Here is a 17132-nt window from a genome sequence, read left to right as displayed (position 1 = left end):
TTTCACCCCCCAACAAGCCCACAAGGAACCGAGCATGACCATTTCCGCGCTGGTCGTCCGCAAGGACGGCGACACCGTTTCGCAAGCTATCGAGAACATTGACGAAAGCCAGCTTCCCGAAGGCGATGTGACGGTCGACATCGAATATTCCACCATCAACTACAAGGACGGGCTGTGCCTGACCGGGCAGGGCGGCCTGGTGCGCAACTATCCGCATGTGCCGGGGATCGACTTTGCCGGCACGGTGGTCACGTCGCAGCACCCGCGTTTCAAGACCGGCGACAAGGTGGTCCTGACCGGCTGGCGCGTCGGAGAGGTGCGGTGGGGCGGCTATGCGACCCGGACTCGGATCAGCGGCGACTGGCTGGTGCCGCTGCCCGCCGATCTGACCACCCGGCAATCCATGGCGATAGGCACGGCGGGGCTGACCGCGATGCTGGCCATTGATGCGCTGGAGCGCCACGGTCTGACCCCGGCCGATGGGAACATTCTGGTGACCGGCGCGTCCGGCGGTGTCGGCTCGGTCGCCGTGGCCTTGCTGCATGCCCTTGGCTACCAGGTCGCCGCCGTGACCGGGCGCCCCGAAAACTCGGACTATCTGCGCGATCTGGGTGCGGCCACCATCGTTGACCGGGCCGAACTGGCCGAGGTGACCAAGCGTCCGCTGGAATCGGAAAACTGGGCGGGCTGTGTCGATGCCGTGGGTGGTGCGATGTTGGCGCGGACCCTTGGGCAGATGAAATATGGCGCCTCGGTCGCTGCTGTCGGCCTTGCCGGGGGCGCGTCGCTGCCGGCCACGGTCATTCCTTTCCTGCTGCGCGGTGTGAACCTGCTGGGGATCGATTCCGTCATGCAGCCCATTCCCGCCCGCGAAGCCGCATGGCAACGCCTTGCGAAACACCTGCCGCGCGATCTGCTGGAAAAAACCACGCGTGAGGTGCCGCTCGCCGAGGTCGCTGCGCTTGGCCCGCAGATCCTGCGCGGCGCACTGACCGGCCGCACCGTCGTCGCCGTCCAGGGGTAACTCACAAAAACGCGCCAAACCGCGCCCAGAACATGAACAACAGGGAATAATGACATGAAAGCCTATCTTCACGCGGCGGCGGCCGCGCTTCTGATCGCGCCCGTCTCGATGGCCGAGGCCAAGGCCCAGGACAGCACATGCGGCGAGATCTCCATCGCACAGATGGGCTGGACCTCGGCCGAGGTCATCACCGAGGTCGCCAAATTCCTGCTGGAACAGGGCTATGGCTGCAAGGTGACGCTGGTTGCCTCGGACACCATCGCGGCCATCACCTCGGTCACCGAGAATGGCCGGCCCGAGATCGTCACCGACCTGTGGCTTAACTCCGCCGGCGATCCCTATCGCAAGCTGGAGGAAAGCGGCCGCATGGTGCGGCTGGCAAGCGTGCTTGATCCGGGTGGGGTCGAAGGGCTGTGGATTCCGACCTCGCTGGCCGAGGCGAACCCTGAGCTGACCACCATCGATGGCATCCTGAAGAATCCCGAACTGGTCGGCGGTGTCTTCAACACCTGTCCCGACGGCTGGGGCTGCCGCGTCGTTCTGGACAACCTCGTCAAGGCGCTGGATTTCGAGGGTCACGGGCTAAAGATCTTCAGCCACGGCTCTGGCGAAACGCTTGCCTCGTCCATCGGCACTGCGGTCGAAAGCTCTCAACCCTGGTTCGGCTATTATTGGACGCCCACGGTGGTGATGGGCAAATACCCTATGACCCGCGTCAGCCTGGGCGAACATGACGAAGCGGCCTTTGCCGACCTTCAGGAACCCGGCACCGTCAACCCGCAATCGTCCGAGTTTCCCGTCGCGCCGGTGCTGACCTCGGTCACGGCGGAATTCACCAAATCCCACCCGGCCGAGACGGAATTCCTGCGGCACATGTCGTTCCCCACCGACGCGATGAGCGAACTGCTGGCCTGGAAGGAGCAGCAGGGCGCATCGGCGCAGGAAACGGCTGTTCATTTCCTGACCTCCCGACCTGACCAGTGGTCCAGCTGGCTGAATGACGATGCACGGCAGAAGCTGTCGGCGCTGATCGCGAACTGAGTTCGGCGATTTGGCGCGGGACAGGCAAGGGAGAGGGTAAATGGCAACCTATGATGGGCTGATCGACGGGCTTGGTCTGCGCGGCTGGTGCAGCGGCGGCGATGGCCCGGGAACGATGTCGATGGCGGACCTGCTGGCCCGGACGCAGGGCGGCGGTGCGGGCGCGGAGGCGTCGGGAAAATCGCTTTGGGATCTGCCCTTTCCCTCCCTGAACGCCCTGGCAGATGCCTGCCCTGCAATCCCACGCACCCGCGATCTGACCGTCGGGCTCGAGCGCGGCTTTCTGGATATCCGCGATGTGCTGCGCGTGGTGGTCGATCCCCTGACCCAACCGCTCAGCTGGATGCTGCGCGAGATGCTGTGGCTGATGACCACCACGCCCTGGTGGATCATGATCCCGCTGCTGATGCTGGTTGCGTGGGGCGTGTCGCGGTCCTGGCGGGTGGTCGCCATGGTCGCGGTGATCATCGGCATCCTTGCCTTTGTCGACCACTATAGCGAGGCGATGCAAACGCTGGCGATTATCTTTGTCTGTGCCTTCATCTGCGTGTTGTTCGGCGTGCCCATCGGCATCGCCATGGCCCGCAACGCGCGCCTGCAGCGAACGATGACACCCGTCCTCGACATGCTTCAGACCCTGCCGACATTCGTCTATCTGATCCCGCTGATCTTCCTGTTCTCGGTGACCGAGCCTAAACTTTACGGGATCGCGATCATCCTTTACGCCATCGTCCCGGTGGTCCGCATGACCGATCTGGGGATCCGTCTGGTCGACCGCGACGTGATCGAGGCCGCCGACGCCTTCGGCCTGACCGAACGGCAAAAGTTGATGAACGTCCAGATTCCGCTGGCCCTGCCCAATATCATGGCCGGCGTGAACCAGACCATCATGATGAGCCTTGCCATGGTCGTGATCGCCTCGCTGGTCTCGGCTCCCGGTCTTGGCGTGCTGGTTCTGCGCGGCATCCGCAACCTGGAACTGGGCACCGGGCTTGTTGCCGGGCTGGGGATCGTGCTGCTGGCGATTCTGCTCGACCGTGTGACCAAGGCGGCATTGATCCGCATCGACGCCAGCCAGTCAGGCCATTGAGGAGCAATGCCATGAGCAAAAGCATAAAGGTCTCGATCCGCCATTTGTACAAGATCTTCGGCGGGGCGCCGCGGCAGGCGCTGGCCCATGTCCATGCCGGTATGCACAAGACGCAGCTTTTGAAGGAAACCGGGCATGTTCTGGGGCTGAACGACATCAATATCGACATGCGCGAGGGCGAGATCACTGTGATCATGGGCCTGTCCGGCTCGGGCAAGTCGACCCTGATCCGCCATCTCAACCGCTTGATCGAGCCGACCGCCGGCGAGGTTCTGATCGACGGCCGGAATATCCTGGGCCTCGACGAGGCCGGACTGCGAGCGTTGCAACGCAAGACGCTGTCTATGGTGTTTCAGAAGTTCGGGCTTTTGCCTCATCGCACGGTGCTGGACAATGTCGGGCTTCCCTTGGCGACTCAAGGCATGGCACGCGCGGAATGGGAATCCGAGGCGATTCAATGGCTGAGCCGAGTGGGTCTTGATGGATATGCCGGACATTACCCGCACCAACTGTCCGGCGGCATGCAGCAGCGCGTCGGAATCGCCCGTGCGCTGACATCCAATGCAAGCATCATGCTGATGGATGAAGCCTTCTCGGCGCTGGATCCGTTGATCCGGACGGATATGCAGGATCTGCTGGTCGAGCTGCAGAACGAGCTGCACAAGACCATCGTCTTCATCACGCATGATCTCGATGAGGCACTTAAGCTGGCCGATCACCTGGTCATCCTGAAGGACGGCGTGGTGGTGCAGCAAGGCGAGCCCCAGGAGATTCTGTTGGCACCTGCCGAACCGTATGTTGAGGATTTCATATCAGATGTGAATCTTGCGCGTGTCCTGAAAGTTCACTCCGTGATGGAGAGAAGGATCTTGTCTGACGCCCTGGATGGGGAAATTGAGCACAATTCCAGTCTGGAATGCGCCCTTGCCATGTCGGAAGGGAATATAAACAAGCGCTACCTTGTGACCGAGAATGGCACGCCGACAGGAAGCATAGACATGTCAATGATTATAAAGGCATTTGCATCGAAGCCGGGTCGGTTCATCCATTAAGCCGGCCGCTTCGGCAGAACGGGCTTACCCCGCCGCGGGTCGGGCATTGCGGCGGATGACGGCATAGACGGCGACCGAAACCAGCCCCAGCAGGGCGGACAGCACCAGGGCACGGTCGTATTCGCCGTTGAAAACCGCATTGTAGATCTCGAGCGACATGGTGTTGGTGCGTCCGACGATATTGCCGCCCAGCATCAGGGTGATGCCGACCTCGCCCAGGGCCCGCGCCGTGCCCAGAACCAGCCCGACGACCAACGCGCCCCTGATGTTGGGCAGGGTGACGAACAGGAAAGTCTGCCATTCGGAACGGCCCAGGCTGCGCGAAGCCTCGCCCAATGAGCGCGAGACCCCGGCGATGGCTGCTTCGACGGGCTTCACGACCAGGGGCAGCCCGGCGATGATCGAAGCCAGCATCACGCTCTCGACCGTGAAGATGAACGAGAGGCCGAACAGGGCGTCCAGCCAGCCGCCGATCATGCTGCGGCGGCCCAGCAGCATCAGCAGCAGGAACCCCAAGGCCAGCGGCGGAAAGACCAGCGGCAAGGTCACCAGGATGTCCAGCAGCCCGCGGCCGGGCCAACCGGGTCGCGCCAAAGCCCAGCCAAGGCCCAGTCCCAGCAGCAGATGCGCCGCCAGCGTCACCGCGACGACCTTCAATGTCAGCCATGCCGGATAGGCCAGCGCCGGGTCCGCCAGCGCCTGCCAGATCGCGCTCACAATCCGTAACGGTCGAGGATCGTGCGGGCTTGGGGCGTTTCCAGATAGGCGGTGAAGCCCGCCAGCGCATCGCCTCCGGCGTCGGCGCGGATGCCGCAGGCGACCTCGACCGGGTCGTAGAGATCGGCGGGAACCGCGACGAAGCCGCCGATACCGTCGCCGGCGCCTATGGCGTCGGTGGCATTGACGAAGCCCGCGTCCACCTCGCCGCTGGCGACATAGGACGTGACCTGCGGTACCGTCGCGACCGGCACCAGGCGGTCCTCGACCGCCCCGGCCAAGCCCGAGCGCTCGAGGAATTGCCGCCCGGCCCTGCCGTAGATCGCGGCGGCCTGATCGGGGATGCCGATGCGTTGCAGCGCCGGGTCGGCCACGTCCCTGGCACCTTCCAGCGCCACCCCCTTGCGGAAGGCGACGACCAGCTTTCCGGTGCCAAGCGGGATCCAGCGGTCGAACTCTATCCCTTCGGCATTGGCCATGACGGCCTTGTCGCCGCAGACCAGCGCGATCTCGTCGCTTTCGCGCGCCTGGGCCAGAACCTGCCCGACATGGCCATAGATCTGCAGGATGTCGTGACCGCTTTGGGCCGAATAAACCTGGGCCAGTTCGCTCAGGGGGCGGCGGAATCCCGCGCCCGCCGCCAATGTGGTCTCGTCGGCGAAGGCGGGGCCGGTCAGGACCAGCGCAAGGGTCAGGATGGCAAGGGCGGGTTTCGGCATGGCGGCTTCCATCGGCGAAGGGGATCGGTTAGTCGGATATGTATGAACGGTTATAACGAAGAAGGTCAATCGCCAAGCCCATGGCTGCGGATCGACATCGTCCACCGGCTGCACGGCCCGGCGGGCGGCTTCGACCTGGTGGCCGACCTGGCGATAAGCCGCGGTGCGTTCGTTGTGCTGGCCGGGCCTTCAGGGGCGGGAAAGACCACGCTGCTGCGGATTCTGGCCGGGTTCCAGCGGCCCGACCGGGGGCGTGTGCTGGTCGATCGCGTGACATGGGCCGATAGCGGCCGGCGCACCCAGATGGCGGTCCATCGTCGCCCCATCGGGTTCGTTTTCCAGGATTACGCGCTGTTTCCGAACATGACGGTGCGGGGCAATCTGGACTATGCGCTCGGCCGTCACGCCGCTCGGGGCGAGGCTGAGCGGCTGCTGGCCCTGGCGGAACTGGGAAATCTTTCCCGATGCTATCCGGCGACGCTTTCGGGCGGGCAAAAGCAACGGCTGGCGCTGATCCGGGCGCTGGCGCGACGGCCCCAATTGTTGATGCTGGACGAGCCGCTCTCGGCGCTGGACCCCGACTTGCGCCAGCAATTGCAGGACGAACTGCTGCGGCTGCATCGCGCGTTCGGCACCACCACGCTGATGGTCAGCCACGACCCGCTGGAGATCGCCCGGCTGGCGGATCGGGTGATCCGGCTGGAAAACGGCCGGGTGGTGGCGGATGGTCCGGTGCGGCGGGGCCAGGGGCTCAGGGCGCAACATATTTCCGGGCCGGATGCCGAGGGATGGTGCGAGGCGCTGGTGAACGGACATCTCTGCCGGTTGCGCTATGCCGTCCCGCCCGGCGGCCTGGCGCCCGGCACGATGGTCGGTCTGGACGCGCTCAGTGCCGCGCCTCTGTAGCCGGCGCCGGAAAGATCCGCACCTTCACGTCGCGGGGGGGCGCGTAATAGGGCGCCGAGGTCACGAGGATATCCGCCCCCGCTGCGGCATAGGCCGCCGCGTTCGACGGATTGACACCGCCCGCCGCCGCCAGAAGCGGCCGGGGGGCGATCCCGTCCAGCGCTTGCGCGATGGCGGCGATATCCTCGGGCGAGGCCTTGTCGACCTGGACGATCTCGGCCCCGGCCTGCGCGAAGGCGATGGCCTCGGCGATACCGGCCGCCTCGACCGCCAGGCGCCGCTCGGGCGCATGGGCTTTCAGTCGCGCGAGGTGATCGGCCAAGGGCAGGGCAGGGTCCAGCAGGGTGCGATGCTCCTCGAAGACGAGGAGGTAATCGGAAAGCCCCAGCCGATGCGGCACTGCGCCGCCGGCCTCGATGGCGCGCAAAGCGTGATGCTTCATGCCGGGCATATGTTTGCGCGTGCAGGCTACGCGGGTGCGGGGGTTGGCCGCCTGTGCGGCCTCCACCATCGTCCGGGCGGCAGTGGCGATGCCCGACAGCAGCTCCATCAGCGTCTGCGCCATCTTGTAGCTGCGGTGGATTGCGCCTGCCGGTCCCTCGACCTCCAGCAGCAGGGCGCCGGCGCGGACTTTCTGCCCGGTAACGACCCGAGGACGCGCCCGGGCGCCGCCGAGTTCGAACATTCGCGCGGCATCCTCCACGGCGCAAACCACCATGTCGTCCCGCGCGGTCAGCGTGGCTTTTGCCGCGACCCCGGCGATGCCGAGTCCCTCGGTCGTCGGGTCCGCATAGGGACAGTCGTCGCGCAAGATGCGGTCGAGTTCGGTATCGCTGAACTGGGGCATGGGCTTTCCGGTCTGCTGCGACCCCTTGTATCGCATCATGCATATCGGGCGCGCAAGGCGAACAGGCGGGCAGGGCGGGGCGGCGTCGCTGTTCCGCCGGCCGGCGCCTCAACTCGGATTGGACGCGAGGCCCGGCCAGTAAAGGCTGTCGGGCGTGGGCCGTGCGCCGAAAATCGCCTGACCCACGCGCACCACGGTGGCGCCCTCGGCGATGGCCAGCTCGTAATCGCCGGACATGCCCATGGACAGGCCAGTCATGGCCGGATCGACTGTCAGCGCCTGGTCACGCAAGGTTCGCAACAGTTCGAAGCAGGGACGCACCCGGTCCATGTCGGTGCTGAACAGCGCCAGCGTCATCAACCCCTGCGGGCGCAGGCGCGGATACTGCTGAAGCGCCTCGACAAAGGGCAGCAGGGCGTCGGGATGCAGGCCGAACTTGCTGTCCTCGCCCGAGGTGTTCACCTGCACATGGACCGCGAGGATGCGGCCTTCCTGGTCCAGCCGCCGGTTCAGCGCCTCGGCCAGCCGCAGGCTGTCGAGCGCATGGAATTCATGTGCAAAACGAGTCAGGTACTTGACCTTGTTGGTCTGAAGATGACCGACGATGGACCAGTCGATGTCAAGATCCGACAGCGCCTCGTGCTTGCCCATCGCCTCCTGGATCTTGTTCTCGCCGAAGCTGCGGATGCCGGCGGCGAAGGCAAGGCGCAGGATCTGGGCGGGAACGGTCTTGGTGATCGGCAGCAGCCGCACTTCGGCGCGATCCCGGCCGGCCTTGGCACAGGCTGCGGCAATCCGCTGCTCGACCATGGCAAGATTGTCGCGAAAGATCGCCAGGGGATCGGTGCCGAAGCGCGCGATGTCTTCGGGTGAAAGACTGGGGGCGGGGGGCTGATGGGCGGTCATGTTTCTGTCCTTGATCACCGGTTATGTCCATGGCCGAGTGTCTGTGCCTGGGCTGGGCGCCAGAACTTCGTGCCGTTTCTCGCAGGGCCCTTCCGGCCCGTTTCGCGATCGCAAGGCCGGGGCGGCACATCCTCTCCGACCCCAGTGCGAACAGGAAAGACCCGATGTCGCGCGATCCGGCGGGGCAAGGCCTGCATCGCCGCGGCGCTGATCGTCAGGGCAGAGACGGGTATGGATGACATCGTGGGCCATGATCGTTTCCGGTAATCCGCCGGCCTCCGTGCCGATGCGGCGGCGCCTTCGGGGATTCGTTATATCAACTCAAGCACAACGGGGGCAAGCCGCCAGCCGCGCCTGCGCATGAGCGCCGAAATGTCCCGGGGATCCCCCGATTTCGCAGGCCGGCTGTCCTGCTTGGTCTGCTTCCCCGGTTGCGAGACAGCGTTTCGACGCATCGGGCAATATGCCGCAATATTCCCTTTGGCTTCCTTTCGTTATGTTTATACAGATACAACGATTCATCGGGATGCGAGGAGGAGACGGGTGGTGGTGGTTCGTATCGGCAAAGGGCCGGCCGCATTGGCGGCGGTCACGCCTGTCCCGACCGGTGCGCAGGCGCTGGTGCAGGGCCCGACCGGAACGGATCGCTCCGGTCCCTCCGGCGGCTGAGGCGATGCAGATGAACGGGCCGCCCTTTTCCGCAGCCACGCAACCGGCCGCACGACCGCGGCGCCGGCGCCTGGCGGTGATACCCGCGCTGGGGCTGGCCCTGCTGGGGCTAGCGGTGCTTTTCTTGGGATTGGGGCGGGTGCCCATTCCGCCGGGCACGGTTCTGGCGGTTCTGGCCTCGCAATTCTGGGAGGTTCGGGCCGACTGGACGCCGGCGGTCGAGCAGATCGTGACCCATGTGCGCCTGCCGCGCATTCTGGCCGCGATGCTGGTGGGGGCGGGGCTGGCCGCGGCCGGCGCGGCCTATCAGACGCTGTTTCGCAATCCCATCGTGGCGCCCGATGTCCTGGGGGTCTCGGCCGGGGCGGGCTTCGGGGCCTCGCTTGCCGTGACGCTGAATCTTGGCGCCTGGGCGATTCAGGCGGGGGCATTCGCCATGGGGCTTTGCGCCGTGGGGCTGGTCTTCGCCGTGGGCCAGGCCATCAACCGCCATTCGCTGATCGTGCTGGTGCTGGTCGGCGTGGTGATCGCGGCGTTCTTTCAGGCGCTGATCTCGGTGCTGAAGATCGTGGCGGACCCCGTCGATGTGCTGCCCGCGATCACGTTCTGGCTGCTGGGCGGGCTGAACCGGGTCACGCCCGGCGACCTGCCGCTGGTGGCGTCGCTGATCGGGCTGGCGCTGGCGGTGCTTTACGCCCTGCGATGGCAGGTCAACGTGATGAGCGTCGGCAGCGAAGAGGCGCGCATGCTCGGCGTCGACACCGGCATGATCCGCATCGCGCTGATCCTGTCGGCCACGCTGATGACGGCGGCGGCGGTCTCGATCGCTGGGATCGTCGGCTGGGTCGGGCTGGTGGTGCCGCATATCGCGCGGCTGCTCGTCGGCTCGTCCTTCGACCGGCTGCTGCCCGCTTCGGCCCTGACCGGCGCGCTGTTCCTGCTGCTGGTGGACAACCTGTCGCGCGGTGCCACAACGATGGAGATCCCGCTGGGCATCACCACCAGCGTTATCGGCGCACCGTTGTTTCTGCTGCTGCTGTTGCGCGCAAGGGCGGGCTGGGCATGAGGCTGTCGGTATCCGCCCTGTCCTTCGCCCATGGCGCCGGCGCGCAGCGGCTGGAGAATATCGGCCTCGTGCTGGATCCGGGCGAGGTGCTTTGCGTGCTGGGGCCGAACGGCGCAGGCAAGACGACGCTGCTGCGCTGCCTGATCGGGGCGCTGGCGCCATCGGGCGGCGCGATCCTGCTGGATGGCCGGCCGGCGGCCGGTCTGTCGCCGCGCGCGCTTGCCCGCGGCATGGCCTATGTGCCGCAGGCGACGCAACCGGCCTTTGGCCATCTGGTGCGCGAGATGGTGGTCATGGGCCGCTCGCCGCATCTGGGGCGGCTGGACATACCGGGCCGCGCGGATCACGCCATCGCCATGGACTGCCTGGATCGGGTCGGGCTGCCCATCTGTCCGAACGCCCCTTTGCCGCCATCAGCGGCGGCGAGCGGCAGCTTTGCCTGCTGGCGCGGGCGCTGGCGCAGCAGGCGCGATTGCTGATTCTGGACGAGCCGGCCGCCAGTCTGGATTTCGGCAATCAGCTTCGGCTGCTGGACATCGTCGCCGGGCTGGCGCGGGACGGGCTGGGCATCCTGATGGTCACCCATCACCCCGACCATGCCCTGCATGTCGGCAACCGCTTTCTCGCGCTGCGCGGGGGGCGGGTGCATGGCGCGGGGCCGGTCGCCGATCTGGCGCGGCCCGGCTATCTGAGCGCGCTTTACGGCCGCGGCATCCGCATCATCCGCGATGCCGATGGCACGCTGGCCTGTGCCCCGCATTTCCATTCCCCGCAACCGGAGAGCAACCATGTTCCTTAAAGCCGTCCCCATCCTGTCAGGGATGCTGGTCCTTGGCCTGTCGGGCGCCGTGCTGGCCCGCGACATCACCGATATGGCCGGCCGTACCGTCACCGTGCCGGACCGGATCGACAGCGTCGCCACGCTGGGCTCGGTGCCGGTGATTAACAGCTTCGTCTTTGCCGCCGGCCAAGGCGCGCTGATCGCCAACGACCTGCCGCCATGGGCGCGGCAATCGGGCCGCTGGGCCTGGCAGGACGTTTTCGCGCCGCAGCTTGCCCAAAGCCCGCGCATCGAGGATGCCGAGCGCAACCTGGCGCTGGAGGCGTTGCTGACGCTGGATCCGGACGTGACGCTGACCTTCGCCCGGGACACGGCGGACCTTCTGGACCAGCATGCCATCCCGACCGTGGTGCTGCGCATCCAGACGCCCGAGGATGTCAAGGCCGGCGTGGCGCTGGTCGGCGACCTGCTGGGCAATGCCCGCATCGGCGCGGACTATGCCGGGTGGTTCGACGGCACGCTGGCCGATATCGCGGCGCGGGTCGACGGTGTCGCCGAGCGGCCTTCGGTGCTTTATCTCAACCCGGTCAACATGACCCAGCCGCATCTGGTGGCGGAATGGTGGATCTCGGCTGCCGGCGGGGATTCCGTCACCGACGACGGCCGCAGCGAGGAGACCCTGGCGCTGACCACCGAGGTGGTGCTGGCCGCCGATCCCGACATCATCATCGTCGGCGACCCGGCCCATGTCGCCCGGCTGGACGAGGACGCCAACCTGTCGCAACTGCGCGCGGTGCGCGAGGGACGGATCCTGGTCGCGCCGATCGGGGCGCATATCTGGGCCAATCGCACGGTCGAGCAGCCGCTGACCGTGCTGTGGGCGGCCGCGCAGTTCCATCCCGGACTTTTCCCCGAGGCCGAGCTGATCGCGACGGTGCGGGACTTCTACAAGAGCTTCTTCGGGACGGACCTCGACGACGGGCAGATCCGCACCATCCTTGGGGGCGGGGCATGAGCATCCCCCGTCCGAAGGACGGCGGCGAAAGCGCATCCTATCTTGAACGGACCTACGATGCCGTGACCGGAACAATCGGCGCCGAGGCAGAGGCGCGGACCGTCGGCCGTGCCACGCTGGGGCTGTTCTTCATCGCCGTCACGCTGGACAGCGGCCATACCGGACTGTGCGCCACGCCGCTGAAAGAGATCCCCGAGGCGGTGTGCTGCCCTTCCTCGGCCATGGCGATGCCTTTTCCGGGCAAGCTGCGGGGCATGGGCGCGCTGCGGCTGGCGCATGAGGCGCTGTCGCATACCGGATTGCGCCGCGCGCTCGGCATCGCTGCGCTGAACGCATTGGCCCATTTGGCGGCCGAGCGCCGCGGACCGCGGGGTTATCGCGTCGTCGAGGACGCCGACGCCTTCGACGTCGCCCGCATCCGGCCCGAGGAGACGGCGGTCGTGGTCGGCGCCTTCGGTCCGTTCCTCAAGGCGCTGCGCGGCATCGGCGCACGGCATTTCGTGCTGGAAAAGGACCCGGCCACCCTGCGCCCCAACGAGTTGGAGCATTTTCGTCCCGCCGAAAGCTATCCCCGGATCGTGCCCCGGGCGGATGTGGTGCTGATCACCGGCACCACGCTCATCAACGACAGCCTGCCCGGGTTGATCGCCTGCGCCCGTCCCGAAGCGCGGGTGGTGCTGGTCGGCCCGACCGTGCCGATGCTGCCCGATGCCTTTCTTGCCCGCCGCGGCATGATTCTGGGCACCGTGCGCGTCACCGATGCCGATGCGCTGCATGAGGTGCTGGCGCAAGGCGGCTCGGGCTATCACTTCTTCGGAAAATACGCGCCCAAGATCGTTCTGGCGCAGGATTGACAGCAACACTCGAAAGGACAAGCAGATGAGCGACGATGCAAGGACTGTGACACTGACCAAGATGTGCCTGAAGCATGGCATCGCCATCCCGCGCGCGGGTGCGTTGGCGGCGGGTTTTCAGGCCGCCTTTCCGACGGCGCATTACGACGACGAGGCCGGCGAATGGCGCATGGAATGGAAGAAAGGCGGCTTTGCCGAATCCAACGCCCGGCTCGAGGCGTTCTTTGCCGAAAGCGGGGTCGCTGTGGTCCATGTCGACAAGTGCTGAGCGGCCGGCCGTGCCGATCGAGCCCGCATAGAAATCAGCCGGGACGGGCGACAGCCGCCGCGCCTTGCCCGGCATCGACGGCCGGGCAGGTCGCAAGCGGCAGCGCTAGGGCACCCCGATCTGCGATCCTGAACACCGTGCAGCCGGGCCATTTTGCCGCCACGGCCCGTCCGGCTTGCCAAGGTCTTTTGCTCTTTCCCAGCGAAAATGAAAAATTGGTTGATAATTTCACGGCAGGTGGCAGGATCATCTGAAAGAAGGGAGTGATTCGTGACCTCTGGGGCCGATCTTCGCACATTGAGAAAAAGCCGCGCCTTGACGTTGGCCCAGCTTGCTGAGGCGATGGGCCGGTCGCTGGGCTGGATGTCGCAAGTCGAACGCGATGTGTCGCGGATCAATTCCGAGGATCTTGGCAAGCTGGCGAAGATACTTGACGTGGCGCCGTCGCTGCTGAGGCAGCCTCAAGCCGTGGCGCCTGGGGAAGAGGGGCGTATCGTAAGGGCCGATCGGCGCCGCTCGGTCGGGCATCGCCGGGATGGCCTGATCGAGGCGCTGATCTCTCCGGATCTGACCGACAGTTTCGAGATCGTCCACTCGACTTTCCTGCCAGGCAAGTCGTTGGCAGAGCCGTTGCGCCGTGAAACGCAAGAGATCGGCTTCATGCTGTCGGGCCGACTGGATCTGAGCTTTGGCGACCAGAAATTCTCGGTGGGTCCGGGCGATAGTTTTCGGATCCGCAACGAGCCCTATCTCTGGGCCAACCCCTATGCTGAATCTGCGGTCGCCCTGTGGGTGATTTCGCCACCAATCTACTGAGAAGGACACCCGAATTCGCAATCTGCCAAGACAGGTACGTGTAGCGATGATCGAGTTGCCGGCCACCGGTCGAATGCCGGAGGCTTGCTGAAGCCCTTGGCGACCCCGTTCGCGAACGGCGGAAGGTTCAATCCGCCCGTCGCATAAGGCGAAGCGGGATTTTCCCAGAAAGTCGACCGCCGGACCAACCGGCGGCGAGTCAACGACCGCAGGCTGCGCCTGCGGCATTGATGATCCATGCCAACAGAGGAGAGAAGACAACCATGCGAATGAAAGCTGTCGGCGGGATTTTGCTCCTGCCCTTGTTGGCTGCCGTGACTCCTGCTTTCGCTCAGGAGGCTGTGACGGTGGCATATTTTCAAGAATGGCCGATGCCTTTCCAATATGCCAAGGCGAAAGGCCTGTATGATGAAAAGCTGGGCGTGCCGATCAATTGGGTGGCGTTCGATTCCGGCACTGCGATGTCGGCCGCCATGGCTGCGGGTGACGTGCAGATCGCGCTGAGCCAAGGCGTGCCGCCTTTCATCGTGGCGATATCGGCCGGTCAGGATCTGAAGGTCGTCGACATCGCGGCGTCCTATTCCGACAATGACAATTGTGTCGTGGCCGCGCGGCTGGAAATCGACAAGGAAAACGCGGCCGAGCTGCAAGGCAAGCGCGTGGCTCTGCCCGTGGGATCCATTGCCCATTATGGTTTCTTGCAGCAGATGGCACATTTCGGGGTCGATCCGGAATCCATGGCCATCGTCGATATGGCTCCCGCCGAAGCCGCTGTGGCGTTCGATCAGGGCAGTATCGACATGGCTTGCGGCTGGGGCGGCGCGCTGAACCGGATGAAGAAAACCGGGAATGTGCTGATCAGCGGGGCAGAGAAGGAAGAGGCCGGTATTCTGGCGTTCGACCTGACGACGACCTCTGCGAAATTTGCGACCGAACATCCGAAACTTCTGGCCGATTTTCTTGGCGTGACCGCCGATATGAATGCGATGTGGAACGCCGGGGATCAACGAGAAGAGATGCTGCCGGTCATCGCGCGGGATGCCGGCATGGACGAGGCCGATGCGGCGGCCGTAATCGACAATTTCAAGTTCCTTGCGCCGGACGAGCAGCTTTCGGAAGCGTGGCTTGGCGGTCGTGTGGCAACCTATTTCGACGGTGTGGCCGCGATGTTCCGCGAACTTGGCAATATTCCCTCTGTTCTGCCCAGCTATGCCGAATTCATCGACACGACCCCTCTTCAGGATGTCGTCAGCCGCTGATTCTGCCGACGGGCGCGGCAGGCGCCTGTCGCTTCACGGGAAAGAAGGAGATGGCCCAATGTCCGGCCTGTTGCTGAAGAATATCTCGATGCGTTTCGATCTGGCCAACGGCGTATATGTGCAGGCCTTGCAGGATGTCTCGCTTGATCTGAAGCCTGGGCAGCTGCTGTCGGTCCTGGGGCCGTCGGGCTGCGGAAAGTCGACCTTGCTGAATATCGTGGCGGGGTTTCTGGCCCCGACCGGCGGGCAGATCACCCTGAATGGCCATGCGGTGACCGGCCCCGATGCCGAACGGGGGGTGGTGTTCCAGAAGGGCGCGCTGTTCGAATGGATGAATGTGCGCGACAACGTGTCCTTCGGACCGCGGATGGCCGGACAGCGCGAAGCCCAATACGGCGCCCATGTGGATCATCTGATCGAGATCGTCGGGCTGCAGGATTTTCGCGAAAAGGCGATCTATGAGCTGTCGGGCGGCATGCAGCAGCGGGTCGCGCTGGCCCGGTGCCTGGCCAATGATCCCGATGTTATCCTGATGGACGAACCGCTTGGCGCGCTGGATGCGCTGACGCGCGAAAAGATGCAGGCCATGGTTCTGAACCTGTGGAAGGAAACCGGCAAGACCGTCATCCTGATCACCCATTCCGTCGAAGAGGCTTTGCTGTTGGGCGAAAGGCTGATCGTCATGGCCCCGCGTCCGGGGCGCATCTACAAGGAGTATCGGCTTCCCTTCGCCGATCAAGGCGTCGGACAGGATCTGCGGCAGATCAAGAAACTGCCGGATTTTGCGGCGCGGCGGGAAGAAATCCTGTCGATGATCTGGGGTATGGAGGAAGAAATCATGGGCCGCGCGGGGGCTGCGGCATGATCGGGCTTGCGATTTTTGTGGTCTATGCGGGCCTGTTTGCCGGTTCGGCCCTTGCGTTGAGGCTGATCCGCCGCGCCATCGGCCGTCGCACCGATTTCACCAGCCTGAAAACGGTGACATTCGGCGATGAAAGTGCGATCCGCCCTGATCGGATGGCATCCGTCATCTCGATCCTTGTGGTGTTTCTGCTTTGGGGCGCTTTCACGGGATCGAAACTGGTGCCCTTTCACGTTCCCGGCCCGTTTGTCGGTGAGACGACCTTCACCTATGAGGCAAAGGGCAGCGATGGCAAGGCCGGCTCGGGCGTGGTGCAGGTCTTTGCGGGGATCGATGCCCCCGGCGAAGCGACCGCCGAGGCCACGGTCGTGGCAGACGTGCCGCGCGGGCGCGAGCAGTTGATCCATCTGCCTGACGGGGCGCGGGCGACGGCGGTGGACGGCATGGCGATCGCCCCCGAGGGCCGGGTCCGCGTCGCCCATGGCACGGTGACGATGACCGGCAAAGGCACGCTGAGCTTCGCGGCCGACAAGGGTTTGCAGATGGAGCCGATCTGGTTGCCATCCCCCGAAGCCGTGGCCAGTCGCTTTGTCGAGATCGCGCAGTCCGGTTACCAGAACTTCACTCTCTGGCAGCATCTCGGCGCATCGCTGATGCGGGTGTTGGCGGGATTCGCACTGGGATCGCTGGTCGGCATTCCTCTTGGCTATGCCATGGGCCTGTCTGGATGGTTTCGCGGTTGGTTCGACCCGATTGTCGAGTTCATGCGCCCCGTGCCCCCGCTGGCGCTGATCCCGCTGGTCATCATCTGGTTCGGCATCTGGGAGACAGGCAAGATCGTGCTGCTGTTCCTGGCCGCGCTGTGGGTGATGACCATTGCGGCGCGGGCTGGCGTCTCGGGGGTGAATATCACCAAGGTGCACGCGGCCTATTCGCTGGGGGCGTCGAAATGGCAGGTGCTGCGGCATGTGATCCTGCCCAACTCACTGCCCGAGATATTCACCGGTGCGCGCGTCGCGATGGGCGTATGCTGGGGCACGGTGGTCGCGGCCGAACTGGTCGCCGCGCAGAAAGGGGCAGGCATGATGATCATCGCCGCGTCGAAATTCCAGCTGACCGACATCGTTCTGATGGGAATCATCCTGATCGGCATCATCGGATACGGGATCGACGTGCTGATGCGCCTTGCAGAACGCAGGCTGGTGCCGTGGAAAGGGCGCAGCTGACGGCAGTGCCGGAC

Annotated in this window: 19 protein-coding genes; 15 read left to right on the top strand and 4 right to left on the bottom strand. The window is 65.2% G+C overall.

Translation table 11 applies throughout. The annotated features are described in order from the left end of the window. Nucleotides 1-34: 34 nt before the first annotated feature. Genes NBE95_RS00975 through NBE95_RS00960 form a run of 4 tightly spaced genes read left to right on the top strand, consistent with a single transcriptional unit; the run spans nt 35 to nt 4207 of the window. On the top strand, nt 35-1024 hold the full coding sequence (locus tag NBE95_RS00975) for an MDR family oxidoreductase (protein WP_289894880.1): 990 nt from the start codon (nt 35-37) through the stop codon (nt 1022-1024). 54 nt (nt 1025-1078) lie between these two features. Continuing rightward, nucleotides 1079-2065 (top strand): glycine betaine ABC transporter substrate-binding protein, encoded by a 987-nt coding sequence (locus NBE95_RS00970; RefSeq protein ID WP_289894055.1) that lies wholly within the window; start codon nt 1079-1081, stop codon nt 2063-2065. A gap of 40 nt (nt 2066-2105) precedes the next feature. Further along, entirely contained in the window at nt 2106-3155 is a 1050-nt protein-coding gene (locus NBE95_RS00965; protein WP_289894054.1) for an ABC transporter permease subunit, read from the top strand. An 11-nt stretch (nt 3156-3166) separates the two neighbouring features. After that, a complete protein-coding gene (locus NBE95_RS00960) occupies nt 3167-4207 on the top strand; it encodes a glycine betaine/L-proline ABC transporter ATP-binding protein (protein ID WP_289894053.1) in 1041 nt (346 codons plus the stop codon). Between the two features lie 24 nt (nt 4208-4231). On the opposite strand, the gene modB is transcribed toward NBE95_RS00960, so the two are convergent. After that, nucleotides 4232-4924 (bottom strand): molybdate ABC transporter permease subunit, encoded by a 693-nt coding sequence (gene modB / locus NBE95_RS00955; protein ID WP_289894052.1) that lies wholly within the window; start codon nt 4922-4924, stop codon nt 4232-4234. Further along, the gene (gene modA / locus NBE95_RS00950; RefSeq protein WP_289894051.1) at nt 4921-5643 is read right to left on the bottom strand and encodes a molybdate ABC transporter substrate-binding protein; all 723 of its coding nucleotides are present in this window, start codon (nt 5641-5643) and stop codon (nt 4921-4923) included. Before modA ends, modB begins: the two co-directional genes overlap by 4 nt. A gap of 42 nt (nt 5644-5685) precedes the next feature. On the opposite strand from modA, the gene NBE95_RS00945 reads away from it, so the two are divergent. Beyond that, nucleotides 5686-6549, top strand: a complete 864-nt coding sequence (locus tag NBE95_RS00945) for an ABC transporter ATP-binding protein (RefSeq protein WP_289894050.1) — start codon at nt 5686-5688, stop codon at nt 6547-6549. Here the strand turns inward: NBE95_RS00945 and modD are convergent. After that, nucleotides 6530-7396: a ModD protein gene (modD, locus tag NBE95_RS00940; protein WP_289894049.1), complete on the bottom strand. Its 867-nt coding sequence runs from the start codon at nt 7394-7396 to the stop codon at nt 6530-6532. The two genes, NBE95_RS00945 and modD, sit on opposite strands and share 20 nt — an antisense overlap. Before the next feature lie 108 nt (nt 7397-7504). Continuing rightward, nucleotides 7505-8302: a YggS family pyridoxal phosphate-dependent enzyme gene (locus tag NBE95_RS00935; RefSeq protein WP_289894048.1), complete on the bottom strand. Its 798-nt coding sequence runs from the start codon at nt 8300-8302 to the stop codon at nt 7505-7507. Nucleotides 8303-9047: 745 nt separating this feature from the next. Between NBE95_RS00935 and NBE95_RS00930 the strand changes: the two genes are divergently transcribed. The 10 genes from NBE95_RS00930 (at nt 9048) to NBE95_RS00885 (ending at nt 17118) form a co-directional block, all read left to right on the top strand. Beyond that, nucleotides 9048-10037, top strand: a complete 990-nt coding sequence (locus tag NBE95_RS00930) for an iron ABC transporter permease (protein WP_289894047.1) — start codon at nt 9048-9050, stop codon at nt 10035-10037. Then, entirely contained in the window at nt 10034-10516 is a 483-nt protein-coding gene (locus tag NBE95_RS00925; RefSeq protein ID WP_289894046.1) for an ABC transporter ATP-binding protein, read from the top strand. The genes NBE95_RS00930 and NBE95_RS00925 overlap by 4 nt, the downstream gene beginning before the upstream one ends. Further along, a complete protein-coding gene (locus NBE95_RS00920) occupies nt 10399-10836 on the top strand; it encodes an ABC transporter ATP-binding protein (protein WP_354670357.1) in 438 nt (145 codons plus the stop codon). Before NBE95_RS00925 ends, NBE95_RS00920 begins: the two co-directional genes overlap by 118 nt. Next, a complete protein-coding gene (locus NBE95_RS00915) occupies nt 10826-11833 on the top strand; it encodes an ABC transporter substrate-binding protein (RefSeq protein WP_289894044.1) in 1008 nt (335 codons plus the stop codon). The genes NBE95_RS00920 and NBE95_RS00915 overlap by 11 nt, the downstream gene beginning before the upstream one ends. Then, nucleotides 11830-12687: a DUF364 domain-containing protein gene (locus NBE95_RS00910; RefSeq protein ID WP_289894043.1), complete on the top strand. Its 858-nt coding sequence runs from the start codon at nt 11830-11832 to the stop codon at nt 12685-12687. Before NBE95_RS00915 ends, NBE95_RS00910 begins: the two co-directional genes overlap by 4 nt. A 25-nt stretch (nt 12688-12712) precedes the next feature. Beyond that, complete coding sequence (locus NBE95_RS00905; RefSeq protein WP_289894042.1) at nt 12713-12955, top strand: hypothetical protein; 243 nt, start codon at nt 12713-12715, stop codon at nt 12953-12955. 270 nt (nt 12956-13225) lie between these two features. Beyond that, a complete protein-coding gene (locus tag NBE95_RS00900; protein WP_019352231.1) occupies nt 13226-13771 on the top strand; it encodes an XRE family transcriptional regulator in 546 nt (181 codons plus the stop codon). A 269-nt stretch (nt 13772-14040) separates the two neighbouring features. After that, nucleotides 14041-15030 (top strand): ABC transporter substrate-binding protein, encoded by a 990-nt coding sequence (locus NBE95_RS00895; protein ID WP_289894041.1) that lies wholly within the window; start codon nt 14041-14043, stop codon nt 15028-15030. Nucleotides 15031-15088: 58 nt separating this feature from the next. After that, the gene (locus NBE95_RS00890) at nt 15089-15895 is read left to right on the top strand and encodes an ABC transporter ATP-binding protein (protein WP_289894040.1); all 807 of its coding nucleotides are present in this window, start codon (nt 15089-15091) and stop codon (nt 15893-15895) included. After that, a complete protein-coding gene (locus NBE95_RS00885) occupies nt 15892-17118 on the top strand; it encodes an ABC transporter permease subunit (RefSeq protein WP_289894039.1) in 1227 nt (408 codons plus the stop codon). The genes NBE95_RS00890 and NBE95_RS00885 overlap by 4 nt, the downstream gene beginning before the upstream one ends. Nucleotides 17119-17132: the final 14 nt, after the last annotated feature.

Origin of the sequence: Paracoccus sp. TOH (assembly GCF_030388245.1) — a bacterium.
GTDB lineage: Bacteria > Pseudomonadota > Alphaproteobacteria > Rhodobacterales > Rhodobacteraceae > Paracoccus > Paracoccus simplex.
Note: the sequence above shows the minus strand (reverse complement) of the source record. Positions and strands in the feature narration are given on the sequence as shown.